Here is a 23,965-nt window from a genome sequence, read left to right as displayed (position 1 = left end):
AAATAAAATTTTAGGAGAAATACATAGAAAGAGGGGCAAATGAATGGACGGTGGAAACAACCACGAAACCTTTTCTTACTACTTCAATTTTGAGAAAATAAAAAAAGGTATTGAACGTGAAAAATTGGAAGCATATTGCGAAAAACACCTAACTGAATTCGGTCAGCTGATTGAATCGATTTCAAAAGATAATTTCTGGGAAGTGCTCCCAAAAATTCTAGGACTTGATGCAAAGATGAATCTAGTTTTAGAATTATCTCGATTCGACGATTTCTCAGCAGATGAGATTATTAGAATTACTGAGAATGATTACAAGACATATTTCAAAGAAATCTGTGGTTATGATCTAAGTGTAGAAAAGAAGAATTCTATCGTATTCAATGTGTCATAGAGTTTGTATAAATAAAAATTATCTTAAAAAAGGCTTCAAAAAAATTTTTTGAAGCCTTTTTTTGTTTTCCGCAAGTATTAAGATTAAGAACTAACGCTACTGTCTAATGACATAGTTAAGGGAAAACGTAAAGGTCTGTGTTAAAGCTAAACCTTAAAGGAAAAGATAGGAAAAAACGAATAATTTGGAAGTTACTATTTTTCGCTAATGAATTTAGACAGCAATATTATGGAGATAAAGGAATCACGATTAAGAAAGTTCACGATTGATAAAAACTTGCTAATAAATGAAACTAATTGACCTGTTCTTTCGTCATAACCTATAGAACAACGAAAGAGAGGAAATACTATGAGAAAAAAATTATTGTTAATAGCTATATTCTGTGCATTGATTCTTACGTTAGTAGTGGGTGTCACGTATAAGTACCTAATGAGTCAAGTGTATGGAGAAGAACAAACAAATTTTGAAACGCAAGTCGAAAAAACAATTAAAACTGCATTTTTTGATCGTGATATCACTCAGATTGAAGAATCAAAGAGTGGCGATAATCAATACAATAAATATTACCTGTACTATTCTGCGACTGAAAATAAAAATATTATAAAACAATTGGAAGCTCAAACTCAGGTTGCTTCGAAACAATTGAAGGATTCTCGGTCAATGGTGCTTTCCTATGTCAATGAGGAAAAGGTGAATGATGCCCTTATTAATCGACAATTAGTAACAAAGGAATATATTTGGGATGATAAAACAAAGTCTTTGAAATATTTAGGTGAAATAAAAGAACTATCTGAAATACTCTTATCCAAAAATCGAAATGAGCCTCGATTAAAAGATATTGTCAACGATGAATCAGACTTGCTTGCGATAAACAGAGTTGTACAAGAACAACTACTTAGTACTCGAACTAAATTAAAATCAACAATTGATGAGGAAGAATTAGATCAAGTGTTAACATATGACTTTTTAAGCAAGGATAGTAAGATAACCATTCTCCCTCACTCAATACAAATCGCTTTTGATAAAGAGGTCTTAGGGTTGACAAAGATGAATGTCGACATTGAAAAAATTCTGCCTTTTATTGATCCAGCAATCGTTTCTGATAATAATCTGCCAAAAAAATCCTTAGACCAAAAAAGAAACTATGTCGCGCTCACCTTTGATGATGGACCTAACGATACGTCTACGAAAAAATTACTAGGAGAGTTAAAAAAAGAAAAGATAAAAGCGACTTTTTTTGTTTTAGGTCAGATGGTTGATAAGAACCCAGAGGTCGCGAAAAAAATAGTGGGAGAGGGGCATGAAATTGGCAGTCATTCATACACTCACCCAGACTTAACTCAAGTAACTCTGGATAAAGTCAAAGAAGAAGTACTGAAGACTGATAAGGCAATATTTCATGCTACAGGGGTATTGCCAAAACTCTTTCGACCACCTTACGGAGCAGTAAACGGCGCCGTTGCCAAAACCATCGGATTGCCTATTATTCAATGGAATGTAGACTCTGAAGATTGGCAAGTCAAAAATAAAGATTTGATTGTAAATAAGGTAATTGATACTGTAGAAAATGGATCAATCATTTTGATTCATGATATCCATGAACGTTCCGTAGAATCCATTCCAGAAATGGTAAGTCAACTAAGAAAAAGAGGCTATGAGTTTGTGACTATAAGCGAATTGCTCTCTTATGGACAAAAACCACTAAATCAGTATTTTGGTTTAGCTGACCAAAGAGAAATTAAATAGCAGTCTTTTCTAGTCCCTTGGAGAGTTGTTGAAGGAGTGATCTTTATTTTTAAGAATAGAAGTCAAACAAAAAAAGTGCGCTATTATGAGCATCTACTAGAAGAACTGATAGAAGGTAAATATGATCAAATGTATCGAATTGCCTACAGTTATGTTTATGATCATGAAGATGCTTTAGATGTCCTGCAGGATAGCTTTCAAAAGGCGTTAAAAAGCTTTAGAAACACAGTAGAAATTGATAATTTTCAAGCATGGTTCTATAAAATTTTAGTAAGAACCGCGATTGATCAATGGCGAGTGAAGAGACTAAGACCATTTGGGTTAGCCTTTGAAGAAACTATAGAACTAAGTCATTTTCGTTTCGATCAAAGTGAATTTCTTGAACTAAAGGAAATTCTAGAGAGAACGCCTAGTCCGGAAAGAGATATCATCATTTTAAAATATTTTGATGGATTTACCTTGCAGGAAATTGCTCAAATACTTAATTTAAATGAGAATACGGTGAAAACGAAGATGTACCGTTCTCTTGTTCAATTTAAGCATCTTTTAAATTAGAAAAAACAAGATATGAAAAGGAGAATGAGCGAAATGAAACAGCACACGTTTGATGGAGAAAACCAGGAACAATTAAAGCGTGAAATAGTTGCGCGTTTTCAAATAGAAAAGGCAAAGGTATACGAAGAAAAGAAGCGAAAAGTACTTAGAAGAGGAGTCGAAAGCGTGATCTTGGTGGTTTTTAGTTTTTTGATTATGCTTCAAAATACTACCTTTAGAGGTTTTGCATCAGAAATACCTATTTTGGGGGATTTGGTATCAATTATAACTGGGGAAACGCTTCTGTTCAGTAAAGAGGAAGCAGAAATCACTATTGATGTGCCTAAGATAACAGAAGAAAATCAAGTGTATTCGCAATTAAATGAAAAATATCTCCGTGAAGGACAACGAGCATATCAAAGTTATATAGACGTAATAAATAAGGTGGACGAAAAACAAATGTATGTCAGTGGTACCTATGATGTGAAAGTCAATGATAATCGATTTTTAGTAATCGACCGTACGTTTGAAGAGACAGTGGGGAGCACCAATGTCGAACATCGATTTGATACATTCGATAAAAAGAACGAGGTCTTATTATCATTAAAGATGTTATTTAAAACGGAAAACTATTTAGAGGTGCTGGCTCAGGAAATTGAGCACCAAATGAAAGAGCGGATGAGAGTAAATAGCGATATCAAATATTGGGTTTTAGACTATAATGATACAAATTGGTTGGAGAATGATCCGAATTTTTATATTAATGAAAATCATGAACTAGTTATTTCGTTTGATAAATATGAAGTTTCGGCTGGATACATGGGGACACAAGAGTTCATAATACCTACTACAGTATTGAAGCCGATCTTAGTTGACGAAAATTTTTTTAATTAGATCGATAAATCAGTTTAAGCTTATTCAGAAAATGATTTCTGGATAAGCTTTCTTTTTTTCGCTAGCAAGAGCGGAAAATAAAGCCTACTTTTCTAATTGGCTTTGATACCATGAGGGGAAAAAATCGATGAACCCAGAGTCTCTTTTATACACGTTTACTACAAAGGCAATAAAAAGTACCTTGTTGTCTGCTTTTGTGAGTAACTTTTCCACAGTGTGGAACTCCCTGAGCCTTACTACCATTATTGGATTTGAAAATAATTAGAGATCTAATTATTAGGTAGCGAATCTTTTTATTGACTTTCCTTTTTAACCGGTGTATATTCTTTTCGAATAGTTAGATACCTAACATTTGGCGAAGGGGGAGTCGTTTTGGAGGAACTGATCGTTTCGAATTTGATGCGTTCCATTATGAATAAGTCACGGGAATCGATGGAACTGCGTATAAAAGACCTGGATATCAGTCAGCAGCAAGGAAGAATGATTGCGTATATCGCACAAAATGAAGACAAGGGATTGATTCAGAAGGATTTGGCCCAAGTGTTTCAACGTCGTGATGCCAGTATCACAAGTATGCTTCAAGGGTTAGAAAAAAAAGGGTATATCGAACGCCGCATCCCAAAAAATAATGAGCGGCAAAAAAATATATACGTTTTGCCCAAAGGAAAAGCGTTGATTGATCAAACCAATGAAGCTTTTTATGCGGCAGAAAAAGAACTGGTCCAAGCACTGAATGCAGAAGAAGTCGAAGAACTGACTCGTTTGTTAAGAAAAATCGATCAAAGTCTATGAGCAATAAGCAGTCAATCACTGCTTATTGCCTTAAAGTTAGAATTCTAACATTTAACTATCTAATTAAAGGAGGAATCATCATGGAAGAAGTCACAATGAATGAATCCAATATTTACTACTTAAGCGAAAGTCCGGTGCGAAAGGCAATTGCCCATTTATCGATCCCGATGATGGTTGGTATTTCAACCACGACGATCTATAATTTGATTAATGCTTATTTTATTGGATTGATCCATGATACCAATATGATGTCGGCGATTACCTTGGCGATGCCCATTACGATTTTGTTGATGGCCGTTGGGAACATGCTAGGTGTTGGTGGAGGAAGCTATATCACACGACTACTAGGAAATGGAGACACTCAAAAGGGCAAGAAAGTTGCCGGCTATGCGTTTTACTCGAGCATCCTGCTCGGTGTGATCATAGGGATTGTCGCAGTAATTTTCATGGATCCGTTTATTCATTTACTAGGAGCAGGTGGTCAGACATTTTTGTATACAAAACAATATTCACTGATTTTGTTTGTTGGTGGAGCATCGTTCATTTTAAATTTTGCTTTGGAACAGTTGGTGCGTTCAGAAGGGGCATCAAAAGAATCAATGTATGGCATGTTTGTCAGTGTTGCAGTGAGTATCCTACTTGATGCATTATTGATTCTCGTCTTTAACCTACATGTGATCGGTGCAGGGCTATCACTGGTAATTGCGAATATCGCTTCAACAACGTATTATGTCTGGTTCCTAGAAACGAAAAGTGAGACATTGAAGGGCTTTTTAAAGAGCATGAAACTTTCAATCAAAGATCAGCTAGAAGTTTACAAAATAGGAATATCCGAGCTGTTTAAATCAGCTTTCATGATCGTCACCACATTATTATTGAACAATTTTTCTGCTGAATATGGGGACAATGTTGTGGCTAGCTTTGGTATCGCTGTTCGAATCACGCAACTACCGGAATTTTTAACAATGGGTCTATTTTTGGGCGTCATACCGTTATTTGCCTACAGTTTCTCTGCCCATAACACGAAACGAGTGAAAGAAGCACTGAAAGAAGTATCTTTGTGGATAGGTGGGATCTCCATCCTTTTTGCATTGATTGTGTATTGGTTGCGAGTGCCTGTGCTGGGGTTATTTACAAGTGATCCTCGTGTGATCCAAGTTGGCTTAACGATTTTAGGGGCACAGTTGGTTTCTTCGATCTTTAATGGTTTCTCTGGTTTATTCACGGGCATCTTTCAGGCATCTGGACTAGGTGCTCAGACCGGAGTGATGTCCACGATTCAAGGAACATTCTTTATTCCAATCGTTTTAGTGCTGCATCATTTCTATGGATTGGATGGATTGATTTGGTCAATGACGATTACAGAAGGTATCGCGTTTGTTGCGGGTGTCTTAATGATGATTCCTTATCTAAATAAACTTAATAAGGATGACCTGCCCGCCATGCAAAACAGTAGCATATAAGAATCAGGTACGTTTGAACTATTGGTTTCTGGATGAAAAGATAGCGAAAGGTTTCTTTTCGAATCTCGGGTATGGAAAGCTCAACGAAGTTTGCTTTGTTGGGCTTCTTTACTTGCTATTTATTTTCTTTGCATTAAAGTAAGAGGAGATGTTGATTCTGTTATACTTACTATTGAAAAAAACTCCATTTCAAGGAAAAACGATCTTTTTCATATATCAGATAGAAGAAAAGCGTCTAAAACAAATGCTATTAGCAAAATTATCAAGCGATTGAGGAATCTACTATGCAAAAAAAATTTTATAAAGTTGTTGCTGTCTCGAATAACAGTCGTCTGTTTGCGATTTTAATGGCTTTTTCAGGTGGGGCATTAGATGTCTATTCTCATAATTACTTTCATGGATTAGTTGCTACCCAGACGGGGAACATTATTTTGATGGCTTCGAATTTATCTCAATATAATTGGCAGCAAATGCTGCCTAAGATTGTATCGATCATTTTGTTTACGGTAGGATTTTTATTAGGTATTCTTCTAAAGCGCAGCAATTTCAGTCATTATTGGCGCAGTTATACCATGTTGCCTGTTATTTTATCGAGTTTGATCATTCCATTATTGTCTCAAAATCTACACCTTTTTAAAATTGGTCTGCTTGCTTTTGGCAGTGGCTTGCTGATGCTGACGTTCACTGGAACGCAAATCGAAGGAAATCCTTATACGATCATGATGACCTCAGGAAATTATCGGAAAATGCTAAATGAATGGTATCTGTATCTGACCTCACGGAATAAAACGTCGCTTCAAAAACGCAATGCCCATAACTATACGATCGTCGTGCTCTCATTTGTCATTGGTGCTTGTTTACTAGCCTTTATCAGTCTTATTTTGAAAAAATATTCAATTTGGATCGTAACCTTCACGTTTCTGCTGGCACTTTTTATTGAAATCCATCAAGCGAAAAAGACGATTCGATAGTCAAAGAAAAACCGTCAGAGGGACTCCTTCTGACGGTTTTTCTTATAAGTTGAGAGGGGAATATTTTTAGAATGTCGTCACAGCTCCGCAATCTTCCTTACGGTATTGATGGTCCGAATCGTAATCTGCTTGCCGACGCTAGTGCTGGCTGTTTTTTTCCACCAATTGGTTTTTTGATAGTCTTTGCGGAGGTAGGACCAGAAGACGACGTCTTTGTAAGGGAAAACCTGTTCAAGCTCGGCATTCGGAGCCCCGAGTTTTTCAGATAACTCCTCGTAGGTCAGCGAAGGCATCAAAAAGATCAGGTTGTCATAGATGGTTTTATCTTCCGTTCCTGACCAGTCGGGCATATGGGTCAAGCGTTCCTGCAGCTCTGATTGGCGAATGATATAAATAGCGATATCAAAGGAAAAGTCGCGTTTGACCATTGCTTTAATCGTTTCGGCAAGGGCTTGTGGATCATCCCCTTTACTGGAAAAAATCACATTGCCGCTATTCAAATAAGTGACCACATTGCTAAATCCCAATTCTTCAAAACCGGCTTTCAATTCTTTCATAGAAATTTTGTTCTTTCCACCGACATTGATGCCTCTTAATAAAGCGATATATCGTTGCATGGATAACTCCTCCTTTAAACCCCTTCTTTTAGCTGATTATAGAATGGATGAAGCGGAAGTACAATCCTGGCTTCTCAGCTACCCAAAATACGTGAGCGAGAAACGACGAATGCAAGCTTATTGGTGGAGTGGCTATGGCGCATGTATTTTTGCGCTGCTAATTAGTAAAAACGAATAAACAGCCTGTAAATGATAACAACCCTCACAAATCTGCTAAAGCAAGCGAATTTGTGAGGGGCACTTTAAGTTGTTTTCTCTATTTCTGGCTTCATTGTTAATCCACCGCAATCCTCACAGACACTGTCTGTACGGGGACATCATAAAAGGGATCTTCTCGTCGGCCTAAAAAGTCTTGGGCTTGCTGAGGGAAGAGGGCGTACATCAGCACGTCTTCTTCGCTTTTGGCATACTCAGCGATTTCTTCCCGAAAGACTGGCAGTTGTGGTGCCAGTAGATCAGCTGGTCTGACGGTGATCACTTCAGCATCTCCGATGATTGTTTCTTTGATTTCGTCGGTGATGGGTGCTGGCGATTGACCGTAAAGTCCTTTGACGTAATCTTTGATCTCACTTGGGACAAGTTTGTAACGTTCTCCTGAAATCACATTCATCAAGGCTTGGGTACCGACCATTTGCGACAATGGGGTCACTAGTGGCGGATAGCCCAAGTCTGCTCTGACTTTTGGTACTTCTGCTAGGACTTCTTCATACTTGTCTTGCAATCCTTGTTCCGTCAATTGGCTGAGTAGGTTTGACAACATGCCACCAGGTACTTGATAGATCAAGGTTTTAGGTTCAATATCTTTGACTTTTGGATTCAGCAGTCCTTCTTCACGGAAGCGATCACGAACGGGATTGAAATGTTCTGCAATCTCAGCTACTTTTTGCAGATCAAGTCCCGTAGCAAAGCCGCAATCTTCTAAGGCGATTGCCACAGATTCGGTTGCTGGCTGACTGGTGCCGCCAGCAAAGGAGGAGATGGCGGTATCAATGATGTCTGCACCGGCTTCCGCAACTTTTAAGTAAGTCATCTCAGCGATGCCGCTGGTGGCATGGGTATGGACTTCTAGCGGTAGATCGACGGCATCTTTGATTCGGCTGACCAGCTCGTAGCCAGTTTGCGGTGTCAAAACGCCTGCCATATCTTTGATACAGATGGAATCGGCGCCGAGGTTTGCCATTTTATGGGCAAGGTCGACGAAGTAATCCACCGTATGGATTTGGCTAGTAGTATAAGAGATTGCTGTTTGACAGTGTCCGCCGGCTGCTTTTGTGGCGCGGATGGCGGTTTCTAAATTGCGGACATCATTTAAGGCATCAAACAAACGAAGAATGTCGATGCCGTTTTCAACCGATTTGGTCACAAAGTCAGCAACGACGTCATCGGCATAGTTTTTGTAACCTAAGAGATTTTGTCCCCGTAAGAGCATTTGCAATTTGGTCTTTTTCACTTCTTTGCGGATCGCCCGCAATCTTTCCCATGGGTCTTCATTTAAAAAACGCAGACAAGCATCGAAGGTTGCGCCGCCCCACATTTCCAAGGCATGATAGCCCGCTTGATCCATGGTTTTTAAAATCGGTAGCATATCGCTGGTAGGCATTCGTGTAGCGATCAGACTTTGTTGGCCGTCCCGCAAGACGGTTTCGGTAAATTGGATTTTTTTCATTCTTTCACTCTTTCCTGAATGATTTTACGGATCTGCTGCTGCATGTCTGCTACGCTATGAGTTCTAGAACGGCCACAAACTTTGGCATCTTGTTCACAGACGTAGCAGCTTCTTGTCGGCAGTCCGATTTCGGTGCGGCTGATAGGTAAAAGCTGGTCTTGGTTTTTGGCTAAGACATCCAGATCCACCAATCGACCATAAGGATGATGGGTCTCAATCTGAACCATCATTCGTTTTAGTTCATAAGGATCTGTGGGCAGTACGAGATAATATTCCGGTCCAGTTTCCAAACTACGGTAGAGGTTTGCCAGTGGAATCAGTTCCTTGACGGCCTCTTCGATTTCCGTAATGAGTTCTTCAAAAACGGCGGTCAATGGGACAGAATTTTTCACGGGACCGGGAATATTCATGGTGGCAACAAGCAATGCCGCTTTTTCATCCGCAGCGAGAAGCTCCCGTTGAAGGGAGCTTCTATTTTCTCGCGCCTGCAGCATATCGGTTAGCGTCACAGGGGTTCCTGAAAATAGGGCATCAGACATTTTTGACCACATCAATGATCGTGCCATCGCGGTATTCGATCAAAGCGACGGTTTTTTCCCCGTACTTGATTGGTTCGGGTTGACCGACAATGCTGTAGGCTTTTTCTTTTAATTCTTCAATGGTGTACTGGGGAATATCCAATGCTTCAAAATGGCTGATCAAGTCTTTGCGAGCAGGATTGATGGCGATCCCGATTTCCGTAACGACGACATCAATACTGGCGCCTGGCGTGACGATCGTGTTGACGGTATCGACGATTGTTGGGATCCGTCCCCGCACAAGAGGAGCGATCACTAAGCTCATTTTGCACGCCATACTAGTATCTGAGTGGCCGCCAGAGGCACCGCGGATCACACCGTCAGAACCGGTGATGACATTGATGTTGAAATCCGTGTCGACTTCCAGTGCGGAAAGAATGGCGGTATCCAATTGATTGATAAACGCCCCTTTGCTTAACGGTGAGGCATACATATTGGCATCGATCTCGTAATGATTGGCGTTTTTCCCTAGCGATTGCGCGGAAGGATGATCAAAGTCTTGGACATCGATCAGTTTTTCCACTAATCCTTCTTCTAACAGTTCCACCATGGCATTGGTAATGCCGCCGAGGGCAAAGCTGGCTTTGATCTCATCTTTGATCATCGCTTCGCGTAAAAAACGAGAAACGGCTAATGCGGCACCGCCTGTTCCGGTTTGGAAGGAGAAGCCTTGTTGGTAGTAAGGCGAGCTGGTGATGACCTTGGCTGCATACTCAGCAATCAGTAATTCCTTTGGATTTTTGGTAAAACGGGTCGCACCTTTTGCGATCCCTGCAGGATCACCGATGGCGTCGACTTCCACGACATAATCGACATCCGTTTGGGGAATGCTGATTGGGGTATTTGGAAACGGTACCAGGGTGTCGGTGATGATCACGACTTGGTCGGCGTATTTTGCATCGACCATCGCATAGCCCAATGAGCCGCAGGTTGCTTTTCCGACGGTGCCATTGGCATTGCCATACGCATCTGAGCTAGGGGCCCCTAAGAAGGCGACATCGATGTGGATATCGCCGGCGGCAATGGCACGAGCCCGACCGCCATGAGAACGGATAATGACTGGAGCATCCATAATGCCTTCGGAGATTGCGGCACCGACTTTGTCCCGCAGACCGCTGGAGGTGATATTGGTCACGACCCCAGATTTGATATGTCCGATCAATGGTTCATGGACATTGGCGATGGAACTAGGGGCAATCGCAAGATTCTTGATGCCCATTTTTGCGATCTCGTCTAAAACGAGATTCATGATAAAATCCCCTTCGCGAAAATGATGGTGGAAGGAGATCGTCATGCCGTCCGTTAACCCTGTTTTTTCAATGGCTTCACGAATACTGCCCAAGACCTTGCTTTTGCCCGGCAGGACTGGCTCGATCTTGCGACTCGCTTCTTTGTAGGCATGGATATTGGCTGTTTCATTTTCAAAGACCCCGTATTGGGTGGCATAGCATTCAGGGATGTCTTTTCCTGCTTTGTTTAACACCATAATTACACTTCCTCCTCGGTAATCAATTTCGCTGCTTTGGCAAGGGCAATCACGCGTTCCGCTCGCTCAACGATTGGTTTATCGACCATTTTGCCATTCAAGGAGATCACACCAGAACCTTTGCTTTCGGCTTCACGAATGGCCCAGATCACTTCTTTGGCCTGTTGGATCTCGGCTTTTGAAGGCGCATAGATCCCATTAACTAGGGGAATCTGCCGGGGATTGATCACTGATTTTCCGTCAAAACCAAGCTGCTTGATGCGGGTCGTTTCAGCGAGAAAGCCATCTGTGTCATTGATATCAGAAAAGACGGTATCGATGGCGGCGATCCCCGCAGCTCTAGCTGCATGCAAAATCATACTGCGGGCAAACAACAACTCTTGCCCATCTGGGTAGCGACGGGTTTTCATATTGGTGACATAATCTTCTGCCCCTAAAGCGATCCCGATCAAACGATCGGAAGCTGTAGCGATGTCTCGGGCATTTAAAACGCCTTCGGCCGACTCGATGGCAGCCATCATTTTGGTGGTTCCTACAGGCAGATCGTTTTCTTCTTCTACTTGTGTGATCACAGCGGCAACGTCAATGATATCTTGGGCGGTTTCGGTTTTCGGTAGTCGAATGACGTTGACCCCCGCTAGGACCATCGCTTCGATATCAAGGGCACCCACCGTGTCGAGGCCGTTGATGCGCACGACGGTTTCGATGGCAGAATAGTCAAAGGTTTTTAAGGCAAAATGCACCAGTGTCCGAGCAGAGTCTTTTTCATTCAAGGAGACCGCATCTTCTAAATCAAACATAACGGAATCGGCGCCATACAATGGCGCATCCCGTAGCATGGCAGCGTTAGCTCCTGGTACAAACATCATCGTTCTTCTTAAACGTTCCATGTGTCGATCTCCTTCCAAGCATACTGTTCTTGTTCGGCTGCCCGATGAACGGCTGTCAGAGTTCGGGCTTTGATGGTACAGTCCAATGCGCCTTTATCGGTGGCGGTGATTTTGGCCTGTGTCACGCCTAGATGGTTCAGCGTCTCAAGGATGACGGCGCGAATTTGTTTGCCGAATTGTTTTTCGACACTGCTATCGAGGGTCAGCTCGATGGTTTGGGTTGTGGTGGGCTCGATCGCGATCAAGATATCACTGGATTCAACGGAGCCGGCAACCGCACTTTTTTTGATTTCCACTTATTATCACCTCTAAATATAGTTATGCTGCATTAAAAATGAGAACGTTGTTTCTGGCAAAAATTGCTGCAAGGAAGGTAAATCTTTTTCTGCAATCGCTTTCCGAACGTTTGTAGCCGAAACGGTTGATTGGTTGATCTTCAGACGGTCAATCACGATCAGTTCAAGCTCGGGAGAAAAAACGGCAGCCATTGCCTCATTGTAGAGTTGGGTCACGGGTGAGTAAGGCTCTGAGCCTACAAAACGCGTGGTGATCGCCAACAGCGGGGCAATTTTTTCTTTGAAGAGGGTTGCATCAAAGGCGGCTTGTTTTTTGGCAATCGCCTCAGGTGCTTGCTCTTTTAAGAAATAACTGGGAAAGACCGCTGAAGAGACGAGATAGTTGTTGGTCGGCAGCACCGTTACATTTGACAGGTGAGCCAAGCCCTCCGTCACCATCTGCAGCCGTTCACTGGCAGAAAACTGTGAACGGTCTTCTGACAAAACGAACACATAAACTTGCTCTTTTTGACTCGCAGCTGTTTCAACTAAGTACAAATGTCCCTTGGTAAAAGGATTGGCGTTCATTACGATCGCGCCGTTGTTTTGTCCGATTCGCTGCCGTTGCAGTTGTTGGGCATAGCTTTCATAAGAAGGAACGCCTTGTTCCATGAACAAGATGTCTTGTGCTGCCAGCACTTCACGAAACCCGAGAGATTCAAAAAACAGACGATTTTTCGGTGCTGTATAGACGAAGGACTTGGTATAGCCCTCGTCTTTGATATGATCGCTAAGGTGCGAAATCAATTGCGTCAACAGCTGTTCGGAGCGTTTTTTTTCACAGACCACCACATACTTGATGATATTGGCATAGCAAGAAGCAGTAGCAATCAAGGTTTGCTGGTCAAAAATGCCGACGGTATAGGCTACTTCTTCACCGACGGCTAAGCCAGCACGGGTGATCAATTTTTGCCATTGCAAAAAGACTTCCGGATCTTTTTGCAGCCAGATTCTTTTTAGGGTATACATACAATGCCTTCTTTATTTTTTTACTGGGAAGAGCTTCGACAAAAGCAAGGATGCGAAGTAGATGATCAGGATCACGACAAAGACGCCGCCCCAACCGAATAACAACAATTCAAATGAAGTCAGTAAATCTTGACTCATAATTTTCCTCTCCTTTCTAGTGACCTAAGCAATCAGTGCCAGCAGTAAGCCACCGGCGATGACCGAAGCAATCTGTCCTGAAACGTTGGCACCGGCTGCATGCATCAAGATAAAGTTTTGCGGATCTTCATCTGTCGCCATTTTTTGGATGACACGACTAGACATTGGAAACGCAGAGATACCAGCTGCACCGATCATTGGGTTGATTTTTTCTTTACGGAACAAGTTCAGCACTTTCGCAAACAACACGCCGCCGACCGAGTCCATAATGAAGGCAACCAGCCCTAAACCAATAACCATCAATGTATCGACTTGTAAAAATTCTTCATATTGCATTTTCACAGAAATTGATAAACCTAGGAGGATACTGATGATATTCACCAGTTCGTTTTGAGCGGTGATGGACAAACGATCCAAGACACCACATTCCCGCAAGAGATTTCCGAACATCAAAAATCCGACCAATGGCAATGAAACAGGAGCAATCAACCCTGCTACGATCGAGATCACGATCGGGAACAAAATTTTTGCCGTTTGCGAAACTTCACCGGCACGATACGTCATGCGGATTTTTCGTTCGTGCTTGGTCGTCACAGCTTTGATGGCTACCGGTTGAATGATCGGTACTAGCGCCATGTAAGAGTAAGCTGCTACCATGATCGCACCCATATATTTCGAGTTCAGCGTATTTGCGACAAAAATCGACGTTGGTCCGTCAGCGGCACCGATGATCCCGATGGAAGCTGCGTCGTTTAAATCAAAACCAAGCAGCACGGCAACGATGATCGTAAAGAAGATCCCGAATTGCGCAGCGGCACCAAACAATAAAAGAAATGGATTTTGCAGCAATGGACCGAAGTCGATCATCGCACCAATCCCGATAAACAAAAGCAAAGGGAACAATTCAGTTGAGATCCCCATATCAAACAATACTTGGAACGGGCCAGCTTCTCCACCAGCACTTAACACACCTGAGTTCGGGAAGTTCACTAACAACGTGCCCAATCCCATAGGAACCAACAAGGTTGGTTCATATTCTTTCTTGATCCCCAAATACATCAATAGACCACCGATGAGCATCATAACGATCCGTCCCGGCTCCGATCCTAACCCGACTACACCTTCAATTAACGTTTCCACTACGTCACTTCCTTTTCAATAAATTAGCCGATCGTAATCAGCAGTTCTCCTGGGTTGACCATGTCGCCCGCATTGACTGCAATCGCAACAACGGTTCCGGCTTTTGGTGCCACGATCTCATTTTCCATCTTCATGGCTTCTAAAATCATCAACGACTGGTTTTCTTGTACAGTATCACCTACATTGACCAAGAGACGTAAAATCGTTCCCGGCATTGGAGAATGAATCGGCTCGCCGTCAGCAGGAAGCGTACCTGGCGCTGGCTGTGGTGCTACTTCTGGTTCTGGTGTGCTGACTGGTTCTGGTTGAGCGGGTGCCGCTGCTGGAGCCGGTGTTGGCACTGCTGGGGCAGGAGCGGTAGGTTGCGGGGCACCGATTTCTTCCATTTCGACAAGGTATTCTTGCCCATCGATCGCTATTTTAAATTTACGTAACATGTTTTTCCCTCACTTGTTTTCATTTTTTTTGGCTATTTTTTTGATTGTGAACTGAGAATCTGATAGCTCTCCGGCGGCGATACTGGCGGCAATCAGGGTGACTCGCTTAAATTCAGGATTGCGTTTCTCAATTCTTCGAATGACAAACTGACTTTCAGGGGAACACTCGGCACCTAGTGCGGCGGCTATCAGACTGACTAACGGATAATCTTCTGCAGGCGCCGGCTGATAGCCCGACACTTCTTGCCAATCAGACGCGGGTGGGTCCGCTATCATTTCCCTTGGCTTCAGAGGAGGACTGACAGGCGCATCTGGTTCATCATGCGTTTTTTTGAACAATCTTTTAATAAGATTCATGGGTTTCTCCTTTCTCAATGATTCGTTCCCTTTCATTATAGAAACTCCCGTTCAATCAGCGAGATTTATTTCGGCTGAAAATTGTTTTTTCAGTGTTCCTTTTTTGAGAAAAGAGTGAAAAACCGATATAAACGTTGATTTATCAAGGTTTTTCTTGCGTTAATATTCTGTTAAGAACTTTTTAAACGAAAAATAAGATTTGAAAAGAGAAATTGTTTTTTTGCTGTTCTTTTTTTAAACGGGTCTTTTTTTCTATTTCTTGATTGTTTATTCTTAGACGTGTAAAGCATTCAATAACATTATTTCCTTTAAGAAAAGAAAAATATTCACAAACTAGTGACGCTTGTCGCTAACAAATTACGGGCCTGTAATTTTTTTAAAATGTTTTTTGATAACGCTTACACATTTCGATGCATGAAAGGAAGAAGAAAATGTTCTTAACAATTTTGTCCTATGCCATGATTATTGTCTTCATGTTTGTCATCATGAAGAAAAAAATGTCACCCTTTACATCCTTAGTAATTATCCCATTACTATTTACCCTCGTTGCGATGGTTGCTGGTGTTTCCGAAAAAGGCAACATCGGTGATTTTGTCCTTGAGGGCATCTCGACAACAGCCAACACAGGAATCATGTTGCTGTTTGCGATTTTGTACTTTTCCATTATGTTGGATGCCGGTTTGTTTGATCCAATCACGAAAAAAATGATTTATTTTGCTAAAGGCGATCCGATGAAAGTCTTGATGGCAACGGCAGTCGTTGCCGCTGCGGTCTCTTTGAACGGTGATGGAACGACCACTACCTTGATTTGTTGTTCTGCGTTTATTCCCATCTACAAGAAGCTGAATATGAAAATGATGAACCTTGGTGTCTTGATCATTTTGCAAAACACCATCATGAACTTATTGCCATGGGGCGGACCGACTGCCCGAGCAATGGCCGTGCTGGAAGTTGATGCGGATATCCTTTCTTATTTGTTGCCAGGAATGATTTTGTCTCTGTTATATGTGATTTTCTTCGTGGCTCGCAGAATGGGGATCCAAGAACGGAAACGTTTAGGGGTTACGGAACTGACGAACGATGAGATATTAGAAATGACGACTGTGACTGATCCTGATACATTAGCGATCCGCCGTCCGAAAAACTTTGTCTTCAACGGTATCTTAACGATCGTCTTGATTGGCTGGTTAGTAGCAAGCTCCTTTATTTCTAGTATCGCTTTACCACCAATCTTGTTATTCCTTGTAGGTACTTGTATCGCATTGATGGTCAACTACCCAATTTTGAAAGATCAATCGTCACGGATCGGTGCCAACGGCGGCGACGCTGTGCAAGTAGTAATTTTAGTTTTTGCAGCGGGCGTCTTCATGGGCTTGTTCCAAGGCTCTGGGATGGCTACTGCCTTAGCGAATAGTTTCACGCAAATCATTCCTAAACAATTGGCTGGTTTCTGGGGGTTAGTTATCGCCCTGATTTCCGCACCTGGGACCTTCTTTATTTCCAATGATGGGTTTTACTTTGGGGTTCTACCGGTCTTAGCAGAAGCGGGTCGTTCGTATGGCTTCACCAATATGCAGATGGCCTTGGCGTCCTTAATGGGCCAAGCGTTCCACTTGTTAAGTCCATTGGTTGCCTTCATCTACTTGCTATTGCGCTTGACTGGCTTAGATATGGGGCAATGGCAAAAAGAAGCGGCGAAATACGCACTGGGGATTTTCGTGATCTTTGTCGTTACGATCGTACTATTAGGTCATATGCCGTTTTATATTCCACAGTAACTTCATAAAGAAACTATCGAGCAGGCTGCCATTTTGCTCGGTAGTTTTCCTTGTTTATCGATATATCTATTTTTTCCCAAAAATCTCATTTGTTTTTAGTATGATAGGAGTAAATCATGAATCCAATTATTGATGCAGTAAATAAAAATCTGGATCTGACCAAAAATAAACCATTAAAAGATTTGATCTATGAAGCGTTCAAAAAAACCATCATTTTAGGAGACATTCCCGCAGGCTCTCGCATCAATGAGAAAGAATTTTCCGATACGTTAAACATCAGCCGGACCCCAATTCGTTATGCCATGACTCAGCTGGTGGCTGAAAAACTGGTGGAACACGTACCAAAAATCGGCATCGTCGTAAAAGGGATCAGTATCAAAGATGCTTATGAGATTTACGATATCCGCAAATCATTGGATACATTGGCGACTATCAAAGCAATGGCCTTGATGAGTGAGGAGGATTTCCGGGAGATGCGCTGCTTGTTAGAACATGGCGAGCAGCTGAATCGTGAGGATGATGTGGATGGGGTCTTGAAAAACTTTTCTGACTTCAATGCGTTTATTTACGAAAAAAGCCAGATGCTGCGGTTAAAAAGTATTGTGCTGGATCTGCAAGCGTACCTCGTTTATTTTCGTGACATTGCGATTCGCTCTTCTAGAAGAAGGGATGCGGCATTGGCGGAACATTGGCTGATTTATCGCGGCATGAGAACCAATGACACGGAACAGATCACGTTGTTGACCCATGAACATTTGGATCACTCCCTGCAATTTATTCTTGCTGAAATGGAGCGAAGAAAAATTGACTGATTCCCGTCTTTTTATCGCCAGCAGCTATGCAGTCAATGCGCTGCATTATGAGGTAGCGTTAGCACCCAAGCCTGGTTTAGTAGATCCTTGCTCCTCTGGTGCGCATCAGGACATGAATGTGTTTACCTTTATCAACAGTATCACTTGTTTGGCGCCTTTTTTTCAGCGCTATAGCCAAGTTGGCTTTGCCCATACAGGCGCCCTGATCCAGCTGTTTGACCAGTTACGTGGGATCGGTCAAGAAGCAGAAGAAGCGATGCTTCAGGCAACCAAAGGCATCAATACCCACAAAGGGGCGAACTTTTCCTTTGCAGTTTTGTTGGGGGCGACAGGAGTCTATTATCAACAGCATGACAAGGCTGTGCTGACGGCTGAAGATACTAATCAGATCCTGCAGCTTGCCGCCGACATCTGCCAGCATTTGGTCAAGCAAGACCTGCAGCAAATCACCCACAAAAACCAGTTGTCTTACGGAGAAAAAAATTATTTAACCTACGGCACGATGGGGATTCGTGGAGAAGCCGCAGCTGGTTATCCAACGGTTAAAAAACTGCTGGAGTACTTACGGCAGCAACCACAAAAAACCTCCGTTTCCTTGTTGCGAGGGTTGGTCTATCTAATGAGTGAAACCGAAGACAGCAACCTCGTCCACCGAGGCGGCTACGAGGCGATGAAGACCGTGCAGCAGGAAATGCAAAAAATTCACCAAGCCAATCTGTCGGATACAGACTTGCTTCGTGAATTAACGACCTATGATCAATTGTTGATCGCACGCCATTTGAGTCCCGGCGGCTCGGCGGATCTTTTAGCCTTGGCCCTTTATTTCTTGCAGCTAGAAGGCGTCTCCTTCTGGTAAAAAGGTATAGCCGATCCCCCAAACGGTTTTCAAAAAACGGGCTTGCTTCGGCTCATCTTCAATTTTGTTTCGCAGATGATTGATAAAAACCATCACGGTATTGGCATCGAATTGGCCATCTTGCCAAACATTGCTGTAAATCTGTTCTTTCGAGAACACTTGATCCGGATTTTCCATGAAAAAGCGCATCAGCATGATTTCTTTTGAAGACAACTTGATGGGCTGGTCATTTTTGAAAAACTGATAGCGTTTTTGGTCAAAACGAAACATGCCGCTGCACAGATCCCCTTCCGGTTTGGCGATCCCTTTTTCTCGCAGCACGTTGCGGCGATCAAGAATCGAAACGATTTGTGCTTTTAAGAGTGCCGGTGAAAAAGGCTTCGTAATGTAGTGATCGGCACCGATCTCATAGCCGTTGATCATATCTTTTTCGTCACTTTTACCGCTCAAAAAGACGATCGGCACCGTGGGGTTTTCTTCTCGAATCAGTTGTGCCAAATGATAGCCGTCATTTTCATGCTCCAAACTGATATCCAGTAAAAAAAGATCAAAGCTGACACGAGAATTGATCGCAATCGTTTTTTCAACGGAATCAGTCTGGTAGATCAAAATGCCCGTCGATTGTAAAGATTTCCAAATCAGCCGCCGAATAGCAGGGTCATCATCAACGATTAAAATTTTTTCATCTCGCAAAATATCCGCCTCCTGTATCAATAGTATTATAGTAAATATGAAAGGGGTTTACAATGAAACCGCCATCAAAGTTTTGGCTGTATTTAAGCGTGGTCGCTACCTTATTCATTACATTGATTGGACTTATTTTTACCTTTACAAGTTATAAAAGCGCACAAAGACAAGCTGAAACCGTCGGGTTGCGGCAGTTAGAAACGGTCAACCAAGCGGCGATCAAGCTGATCAGCCGTAGTATCGAATCGTACCACATGGCTCTTGCCAATTATGCCGATGACCACCTCGAAGGTGCCGCCTTGGCTGATTTGCAGCGCCCCTTAACGTTACCAGTGATCAATTCCGCGAACAATGCCATGGTCGGATTGTTTTTGATCGACCAACAAGGTCAGGTCATCGCCCAAAATACCGCAACGTCTATAAATAAACCACAAGATCCAACGATGCAGGAACTGTTATTTAAAGATCCATCCTTAGACAAAGTATTGGCGGGTCGGCAGGTACAAAATGGGCAAGTCTATTTCGATGGTAAAGAGGCCTATTTAAATGTGTATCAGTCCCTAACCCTTGACGACAAAGAAGCGGTTCTTGTGATGCCTTTGAATCTGCAGCGCATGTATCATCATGAATTTACCACCGATCGCAATGTTTCCGGCTATACGATGGTCAAAAACGCCGATATGCGGATCGTTATGCACCCATCGGACGAACAAATTGGTTTTTCCATCGTTGAGAGCCGCAAAAAAGAATTTCCAGAGCTGGATTTCACCGATCTTGAGCGCTTGGAGCAAGAACAAATCGACAATGAAGAAGGCACCTCCGTCTATTATTCTTATTGGTGGAACGAAGAAACACTGCAAAAAGTGCTGAAATTGGCTGCTTATCAATGGATCACCATCGGCGACAGTCGGCTGATCGTCGCCAGCAATGCCGATTTTTTGGAGCAAAGCGGTCTCTTCTTACAAGACAACTTGATTTTGATCGGCCTGCTGGGTTTGTTGTTTGTCATTATGATTTTATTGACCGTACTGATCAAAAACTACATGAAACGCAATCAAGCCTATGTCGAAAACCAAGCATTGAAAGAACGACAACGGCTGTTAAAAGAAAAGCACGAAATCGAAAAAAACATTTTGCAAGAATCAAAACTGGAAACCATTGGCTTGCTAACGACCTCAATCGTCCATGACCTAAACAACTTTTTGACGCCTATGATTGGTCATCTGCAATTGCTGATCGAGGAAAACCAACACGATGAAGTCTTAGTGGAGGACTTGCAAGAAGTCTGCAAAGCGGCGGAAAAAGGCAAAGAGTTATCCAGCAATGTGCTGCGTTTTTCGAAACTCGAAAGTGCCGATAAAACTGTGCAGTCGATCGCTACTACCTTGACAGAAGCCATCGATACTATGCGCGCACTGTTGCCAAAAGCCTTTTCCCTTACGTATGATATCCAAGAAGTAGGATATGCCGTCTACGAGAAGATCGATCTGCAAGTCATCATTTACAATTTGTTGATGAATGTGTACCAAGCAAATGCCGATTGCAGCATTCGATTGAGTCGCACTTCGACAGAAAGCGCCACCTTTCCATTTCGTAAGCAAGCTTTCTCCGCACAACAGGAGTTTGCTTTGATCGAAATCGTCGACAACGGTCCCGGCATACCAGAAGCGATCCAAGAAAAAATCTTTACCCGCTTCTTCACGACCAAGAGTGCCACTGGCGGTACTGGTCTAGGACTCTTTACTGTCTCTTCGATCGTGGAAAAAAACGACTGGTTGATCGATGTTACAAGTACGCCTAAAGGAACCACCTTTTATATTGGTATTCCTCTAACTGATCCCGAAAAAGCCACTGAACCCAACTGATCCAATGGGATGGTTTCAGTGGTCTTTTTCTTGGGCATGCTGGAAGGCATTGATTTTTTGCAGGACTAGCAAGACCAGTACCAAGACAAAAATCGCTAGAGCAAAAAATAGGGCATCGTTCGCCATGCCTTGCGTCAGCAATAGCTCGCGCAAAATCGCAGTAATACTGATCAAAATCAAGTAACGGACGGGAATATGGTGTCCGTCCTTCATATACCGCAGCAACATCAAAATGATTTCTAACAAAATGAATAACGTGGCAATTTCTTCAATCAAAAAGGACAGGTGGGGCGCTTCACTTAAAGGAAAGAGCGTCGTGCTGATCATAAAAATCGCTTTTCCCATAAAAATCAAGACGACAACGACTAAGATCGCTAACATGCTATCAATACAGATACTGATCACTCGCTCGAACATCCGGGTCAATTTTTCCATTTGCCACTCCATTTCTGCTTTTTCTTTTATTATACAAAAGAAGGCGCAGGACAAAGGGAAAAGAACAGTGAAAGAACAATCGCGGCAATATCTTTTTGACCGCGAACTTAACGGTCATTCTATGAGCGGGACCTTTGTGGCAGCTTTGAATAGCAGAAATTAGCGAGGAAAATATAGTATCTTTTTCCGATAAAATTAGAAAAAGATGAGAATTGATAGTTAAAATATACACAAATTATTACGAGACACTTAGTTTCTTTTTTTGTTACAATGGTTAAATAAAATAGAACTCTGTTGAAATGTTGCTTAAACAATGTTTTTATCGCTATCGAATAGAAAAATAGTCCGATCGCAAGATGTTTACCATTGTTAATAAAGTAACAAGTTAAGCGGGGTTCGCAAGAAAAATGCTTCTTTTCTCATCATATATGACGGGGATCAGTGAGGAGAAAAGGGCAAAAAGAAAAACGGAGGGAAACAAATGAAAAAAAGTGGATGGTCAAAATGGGTGATTGGGGCAGCCTCATTATTGTTGCTTAGTGCATGTGGTGCCGATGGCGGAACAAAAGCCAGCAGCAGTGCGTCAAGCTCTTCTTCAGAAAGTGAAGTCACTTCAGGTGCTTCCCAACAAGAGTATACCGATCCAGCAGAGTTAAAAGATCAATATGATATCGTCATCGTTGGTGCTGGCGGTGCAGGGATGGCAGCAGCCTTGTCGGCTAAAGATGCTGGAATGAATCCAGTCATTTTAGAAAAAATGCCGATCGCAGGCGGAAATACCTTGAAATCTTCTGGCGGAATGAACGCATCAGAAACCAAATTCCAAGAAGCCCAAGGTATTGAAGATTCGAATGAACAATTTTTTGAAGATACCCTTAAAGGTGGTAAAGGAACCAACGATCAAGAATTGCTACATTATTTAGTAGACAACTCTGCTTCAGCGATTGATTGGTTGGATTCAATGGGGATCACTTTAGACAATATCAGCTATAGCGGTGGTGCCAGTGTAAAACGGATCCATCGTCCTCACGACGGTTCAGCAGTCGGTACGTATTTGGTGGATGGCCTGTTGAGAAACATTCATGAGCAAGAAATTCCTTTGTTTGTAAATGCTGATGTGACAAAAATCAATGAAACAGACGGCAAAGTCACTGGCGTCAACGTGAAAATCAATGGCGAAGAAAAAGAAATCGCTGGTGATGCAGTGGTTGTTACTACTGGTGGTTTTGGCTCCAACAAAGAACTGATCGAAAAATATCGTCCAGATCTGAAAGGCTATGTCAGCACGACTTCTGAAGGAAGTACAGGCGATGGTATCAAGATGATCGAAGAATTAGGCGGCGCAACGGTTGATATGGATCAAATCCAAGTCCATCCAACAGTGGTTCAAGATACAGGTATGTTGATCAGTGAAACCGTTCGTGGAGAAGGCGCCATTTTGGTGAACCAACAAGGAGAACGTTTCTACAATGAATTAGAAACCCGCGACAATGTTTCAGCTGCCATCACAGATCTGCCAGAAAGCTATGCCTACTTGATTTTTGACAATGCGTTAGCAGGTAGAGCCAAACAAGTCGATTACTACAAAGAACAAGGTGTAGTGGTAGAAGCTGACACCATCGAAGCGTTAGCTGAAAAAATCGATGTCGATCCAGCAACCTTGAAGAAAACTTTAGATACATGGAACCAAGCAGTGGCAGACAAAGCCGACAAAGATTTCGGTCGTGAAACGGCGATGGACTATGATTTGACGGAAGGGCCATTCTATGCGATTCAAATTGCACCTGGGATCCACCATACAATGGGCGGCGTCAAGATCAATACGAAGACCCAAGTGTTGAAAGAAGATGGCACACCAATCACTGGCTTGTATGCAGCAGGTGAAGTGACCGGCGGTATCCACGGACAAAATCGAATCGGCGGCAATGCTGTAGCCGACATTATGGTCTTTGGTCGCCAAGCAGGCGCGCAATCCTCTGACTATGTGAAAGAAAACGGGAAATAAGCGGCTGTTTTTTCCTAAAAAAGATCGTCTATAAAGAAAGTAACTTGGAACGAATCCTCTTAAGTGATTAGGAGGAGAATCGTTTCAAGTTTTTTGTATTTCTAACTGAAAGGACGGAAAACT

Annotated in this window: 25 protein-coding genes; 12 read left to right on the top strand and 13 right to left on the bottom strand. The window is 42.5% G+C overall.

The genetic code is table 11. The annotated features are described in order from the left end of the window. Positions 1–43: 43 nt before the first annotated feature. From IGK63_RS15470 to IGK63_RS15440, 7 genes are all read left to right on the top strand, one after another. Positions 44–391 carry a DUF7006 family protein gene (locus tag IGK63_RS15470; RefSeq protein ID WP_016613710.1) on the top strand — a complete coding sequence of 116 codons (348 nt, stop codon included), beginning with the start codon at positions 44–46 and terminating at the stop codon, positions 389–391. Positions 392–739: 348 nt separating this feature from the next. Next, on the top strand, positions 740–2,137 hold the full coding sequence (locus IGK63_RS15465; protein WP_016613712.1) for a polysaccharide deacetylase family protein: 1,398 nt from the start codon (positions 740–742) through the stop codon (positions 2,135–2,137). 36 nt (positions 2,138–2,173) lie between these two features. After that, positions 2,174–2,692, top strand: coding sequence for an RNA polymerase sigma factor (locus tag IGK63_RS15460; protein WP_005233050.1), 519 nt, complete (start codon positions 2,174–2,176; stop codon positions 2,690–2,692). 33 nt (positions 2,693–2,725) lie between these two features. Beyond that, positions 2,726–3,565 (top strand): RsiV family protein, encoded by an 840-nt coding sequence (locus IGK63_RS15455; RefSeq protein WP_229045661.1) that lies wholly within the window; start codon positions 2,726–2,728, stop codon positions 3,563–3,565. A 411-nt stretch (positions 3,566–3,976) separates the two neighbouring features. Next, complete coding sequence (locus tag IGK63_RS15450; RefSeq protein ID WP_016613715.1) at positions 3,977–4,357, top strand: MarR family winged helix-turn-helix transcriptional regulator; 381 nt, start codon at positions 3,977–3,979, stop codon at positions 4,355–4,357. Positions 4,358–4,437: 80 nt separating this feature from the next. Continuing rightward, positions 4,438–5,820: an MATE family efflux transporter gene (locus IGK63_RS15445; RefSeq protein ID WP_034872420.1), complete on the top strand. Its 1,383-nt coding sequence runs from the start codon at positions 4,438–4,440 to the stop codon at positions 5,818–5,820. Between the two features lie 284 nt (positions 5,821–6,104). Next, a complete protein-coding gene (locus IGK63_RS15440; RefSeq protein ID WP_016613718.1) occupies positions 6,105–6,791 on the top strand; it encodes a YoaK family protein in 687 nt (228 codons plus the stop codon). 77 nt (positions 6,792–6,868) lie between these two features. Here the strand turns inward: IGK63_RS15440 and IGK63_RS15435 are convergent, their stop codons facing one another. The 11 genes from IGK63_RS15435 to IGK63_RS15385 all read right to left on the bottom strand — a co-directional run bounded on the left by IGK63_RS15435 (position 6,869) and on the right by IGK63_RS15385 (position 15,404). Further along, a complete protein-coding gene (locus tag IGK63_RS15435; protein ID WP_016613720.1) occupies positions 6,869–7,408 on the bottom strand; it encodes a DUF1697 domain-containing protein in 540 nt (179 codons plus the stop codon). 274 nt (positions 7,409–7,682) lie between these two features. Beyond that, positions 7,683–9,074 (bottom strand): oxaloacetate decarboxylase subunit alpha, encoded by a 1,392-nt coding sequence (locus IGK63_RS15430; RefSeq protein ID WP_016613721.1) that lies wholly within the window; start codon positions 9,072–9,074, stop codon positions 7,683–7,685. Beyond that, on the bottom strand, positions 9,071–9,613 hold the full coding sequence (citX, locus tag IGK63_RS15425; protein WP_429972538.1) for a citrate lyase holo-[acyl-carrier protein] synthase: 543 nt from the start codon (positions 9,611–9,613) through the stop codon (positions 9,071–9,073). Before citX ends, IGK63_RS15430 begins: the two co-directional genes overlap by 4 nt. Then, the gene (citF, locus tag IGK63_RS15420) at positions 9,606–11,138 is read right to left on the bottom strand and encodes a citrate lyase subunit alpha (RefSeq protein WP_016613723.1); all 1,533 of its coding nucleotides are present in this window, start codon (positions 11,136–11,138) and stop codon (positions 9,606–9,608) included. The genes citX and citF overlap by 8 nt, the downstream gene beginning before the upstream one ends. Positions 11,139–11,140: 2 nt before the next feature. Next, a complete protein-coding gene (gene citE / locus IGK63_RS15415; RefSeq protein ID WP_005233062.1) occupies positions 11,141–12,028 on the bottom strand; it encodes a citrate (pro-3S)-lyase subunit beta in 888 nt (295 codons plus the stop codon). Then, entirely contained in the window at positions 12,016–12,324 is a 309-nt protein-coding gene (citD, locus tag IGK63_RS15410) for a citrate lyase acyl carrier protein (protein WP_005230465.1), read from the bottom strand. Before citD ends, citE begins: the two co-directional genes overlap by 13 nt. 12 nt (positions 12,325–12,336) lie before the next feature. Continuing rightward, positions 12,337–13,332 carry a [citrate (pro-3S)-lyase] ligase gene (citC, locus tag IGK63_RS15405; protein ID WP_016613724.1) on the bottom strand — a complete coding sequence of 332 codons (996 nt, stop codon included), beginning with the start codon at positions 13,330–13,332 and terminating at the stop codon, positions 12,337–12,339. 12 nt (positions 13,333–13,344) lie between these two features. Then, positions 13,345–13,470, bottom strand: coding sequence for an OadG-related small transporter subunit (locus IGK63_RS15400; RefSeq protein ID WP_008381833.1), 126 nt, complete (start codon positions 13,468–13,470; stop codon positions 13,345–13,347). 24 nt (positions 13,471–13,494) lie between these two features. Further along, positions 13,495–14,610, bottom strand: a complete 1,116-nt coding sequence (locus tag IGK63_RS15395) for a sodium ion-translocating decarboxylase subunit beta (protein ID WP_005233072.1) — start codon at positions 14,608–14,610, stop codon at positions 13,495–13,497. Positions 14,611–14,633: 23 nt separating this feature from the next. Further along, complete coding sequence (locus IGK63_RS15390; protein WP_005233074.1) at positions 14,634–15,047, bottom strand: acetyl-CoA carboxylase biotin carboxyl carrier protein subunit; 414 nt, start codon at positions 15,045–15,047, stop codon at positions 14,634–14,636. Between the two features lie 9 nt (positions 15,048–15,056). Next, positions 15,057–15,404, bottom strand: a complete 348-nt coding sequence (locus IGK63_RS15385) for a hypothetical protein (RefSeq protein WP_223347142.1) — start codon at positions 15,402–15,404, stop codon at positions 15,057–15,059. A 431-nt stretch (positions 15,405–15,835) separates the two neighbouring features. Between IGK63_RS15385 and IGK63_RS15380 the strand changes: the two genes are divergently transcribed. The 3 genes from IGK63_RS15380 (at position 15,836) to citG (ending at position 18,850) form a co-directional block, all read left to right on the top strand. After that, on the top strand, positions 15,836–17,182 hold the full coding sequence (locus tag IGK63_RS15380; RefSeq protein WP_034872423.1) for a CitMHS family transporter: 1,347 nt from the start codon (positions 15,836–15,838) through the stop codon (positions 17,180–17,182). A 116-nt stretch (positions 17,183–17,298) separates the two neighbouring features. Continuing rightward, a complete protein-coding gene (locus IGK63_RS15375) occupies positions 17,299–17,994 on the top strand; it encodes a GntR family transcriptional regulator (RefSeq protein ID WP_005233081.1) in 696 nt (231 codons plus the stop codon). After that, on the top strand, positions 17,987–18,850 hold the full coding sequence (citG, locus tag IGK63_RS15370) for a triphosphoribosyl-dephospho-CoA synthase CitG (RefSeq protein WP_422708954.1): 864 nt from the start codon (positions 17,987–17,989) through the stop codon (positions 18,848–18,850). The genes IGK63_RS15375 and citG overlap by 8 nt, the downstream gene beginning before the upstream one ends. On the opposite strand, the gene IGK63_RS15365 is transcribed toward citG, so the two are convergent. Next, entirely contained in the window at positions 18,827–19,543 is a 717-nt protein-coding gene (locus tag IGK63_RS15365) for a response regulator transcription factor (protein WP_008381846.1), read from the bottom strand. The genes citG and IGK63_RS15365 overlap by 24 nt on opposite strands. Before the next feature lie 53 nt (positions 19,544–19,596). Here IGK63_RS15365 and IGK63_RS15360 point away from each other — a divergent pair, with 53 nt between their 5' ends. Continuing rightward, positions 19,597–21,402 carry a sensor histidine kinase gene (locus IGK63_RS15360; protein WP_016613728.1) on the top strand — a complete coding sequence of 602 codons (1,806 nt, stop codon included), beginning with the start codon at positions 19,597–19,599 and terminating at the stop codon, positions 21,400–21,402. Positions 21,403–21,417: 15 nt separating this feature from the next. Here the strand turns inward: IGK63_RS15360 and IGK63_RS15355 are convergent, their stop codons facing one another. Then, a complete protein-coding gene (locus IGK63_RS15355) occupies positions 21,418–21,837 on the bottom strand; it encodes a phosphate-starvation-inducible PsiE family protein (protein WP_008381850.1) in 420 nt (139 codons plus the stop codon). 481 nt (positions 21,838–22,318) lie between these two features. Between IGK63_RS15355 and IGK63_RS15350 the strand changes: the two genes are divergently transcribed. Then, entirely contained in the window at positions 22,319–23,842 is a 1,524-nt protein-coding gene (locus IGK63_RS15350) for a flavocytochrome c (RefSeq protein WP_016613729.1), read from the top strand. Positions 23,843–23,965 lie beyond the last annotated feature (123 nt).

It is taken from the genome of Enterococcus sp. AZ040 (genome assembly GCF_050499185.1).
In the GTDB taxonomy this organism is placed as follows: Bacteria; Bacillota; Bacilli; order Lactobacillales; family Enterococcaceae; genus Enterococcus_D; species Enterococcus_D entomosocium.
The sequence above is the reverse complement of the archived record's forward strand: the minus strand, read 5'-3'. Positions and strand labels throughout refer to the sequence as shown.

Excerpts from the sequence above, each read along its gene's own strand:
- citF (WP_016613723.1), bottom strand. The coding sequence starts at position 11,138 with ATGGTGTTAAACAAAGCAGGAAAAGACATCCCTGAATGCTATGCCACC.
- IGK63_RS15430 (WP_016613721.1), bottom strand. The coding sequence starts at position 9,074 with ATGAAAAAAATCCAATTTACCGAAACCGTCTTGCGGGACGGCCAACAA.
- IGK63_RS15400 (WP_008381833.1), bottom strand. The coding sequence starts at position 13,470 with ATGAGTCAAGATTTACTGACTTCATTTGAATTGTTGTTATTCGGTTGG.
- IGK63_RS15380 (WP_034872423.1), top strand. The coding sequence starts at position 15,836 with ATGTTCTTAACAATTTTGTCCTATGCCATGATTATTGTCTTCATGTTT.
- IGK63_RS15385 (WP_223347142.1), bottom strand. The coding sequence starts at position 15,404 with ATGAATCTTATTAAAAGATTGTTCAAAAAAACGCATGATGAACCAGAT.
- IGK63_RS15470 (WP_016613710.1), top strand. The coding sequence starts at position 44 with ATGGACGGTGGAAACAACCACGAAACCTTTTCTTACTACTTCAATTTT.
- citX (WP_429972538.1), bottom strand. The coding sequence starts at position 9,613 with ATGTCTGATGCCCTATTTTCAGGAACCCCTGTGACGCTAACCGATATG.
- IGK63_RS15455 (WP_229045661.1), top strand. The coding sequence starts at position 2,726 with ATGAAACAGCACACGTTTGATGGAGAAAACCAGGAACAATTAAAGCGT.
- citC (WP_016613724.1), bottom strand. The coding sequence starts at position 13,332 with ATGTATACCCTAAAAAGAATCTGGCTGCAAAAAGATCCGGAAGTCTTT.
- IGK63_RS15390 (WP_005233074.1), bottom strand. The coding sequence starts at position 15,047 with ATGTTACGTAAATTTAAAATAGCGATCGATGGGCAAGAATACCTTGTC.
- IGK63_RS15350 (WP_016613729.1), top strand. The coding sequence starts at position 22,319 with ATGAAAAAAAGTGGATGGTCAAAATGGGTGATTGGGGCAGCCTCATTA.
- IGK63_RS15360 (WP_016613728.1), top strand. The coding sequence starts at position 19,597 with ATGAAACCGCCATCAAAGTTTTGGCTGTATTTAAGCGTGGTCGCTACC.
- IGK63_RS15445 (WP_034872420.1), top strand. The coding sequence starts at position 4,438 with ATGGAAGAAGTCACAATGAATGAATCCAATATTTACTACTTAAGCGAA.
- IGK63_RS15465 (WP_016613712.1), top strand. The coding sequence starts at position 740 with ATGAGAAAAAAATTATTGTTAATAGCTATATTCTGTGCATTGATTCTT.
- IGK63_RS15435 (WP_016613720.1), bottom strand. The coding sequence starts at position 7,408 with ATGCAACGATATATCGCTTTATTAAGAGGCATCAATGTCGGTGGAAAG.
- IGK63_RS15440 (WP_016613718.1), top strand. The coding sequence starts at position 6,105 with ATGCAAAAAAAATTTTATAAAGTTGTTGCTGTCTCGAATAACAGTCGT.
- IGK63_RS15450 (WP_016613715.1), top strand. The coding sequence starts at position 3,977 with ATGAATAAGTCACGGGAATCGATGGAACTGCGTATAAAAGACCTGGAT.
- IGK63_RS15355 (WP_008381850.1), bottom strand. The coding sequence starts at position 21,837 with ATGGAAAAATTGACCCGGATGTTCGAGCGAGTGATCAGTATCTGTATT.
- IGK63_RS15375 (WP_005233081.1), top strand. The coding sequence starts at position 17,299 with ATGAATCCAATTATTGATGCAGTAAATAAAAATCTGGATCTGACCAAA.
- citE (WP_005233062.1), bottom strand. The coding sequence starts at position 12,028 with ATGGAACGTTTAAGAAGAACGATGATGTTTGTACCAGGAGCTAACGCT.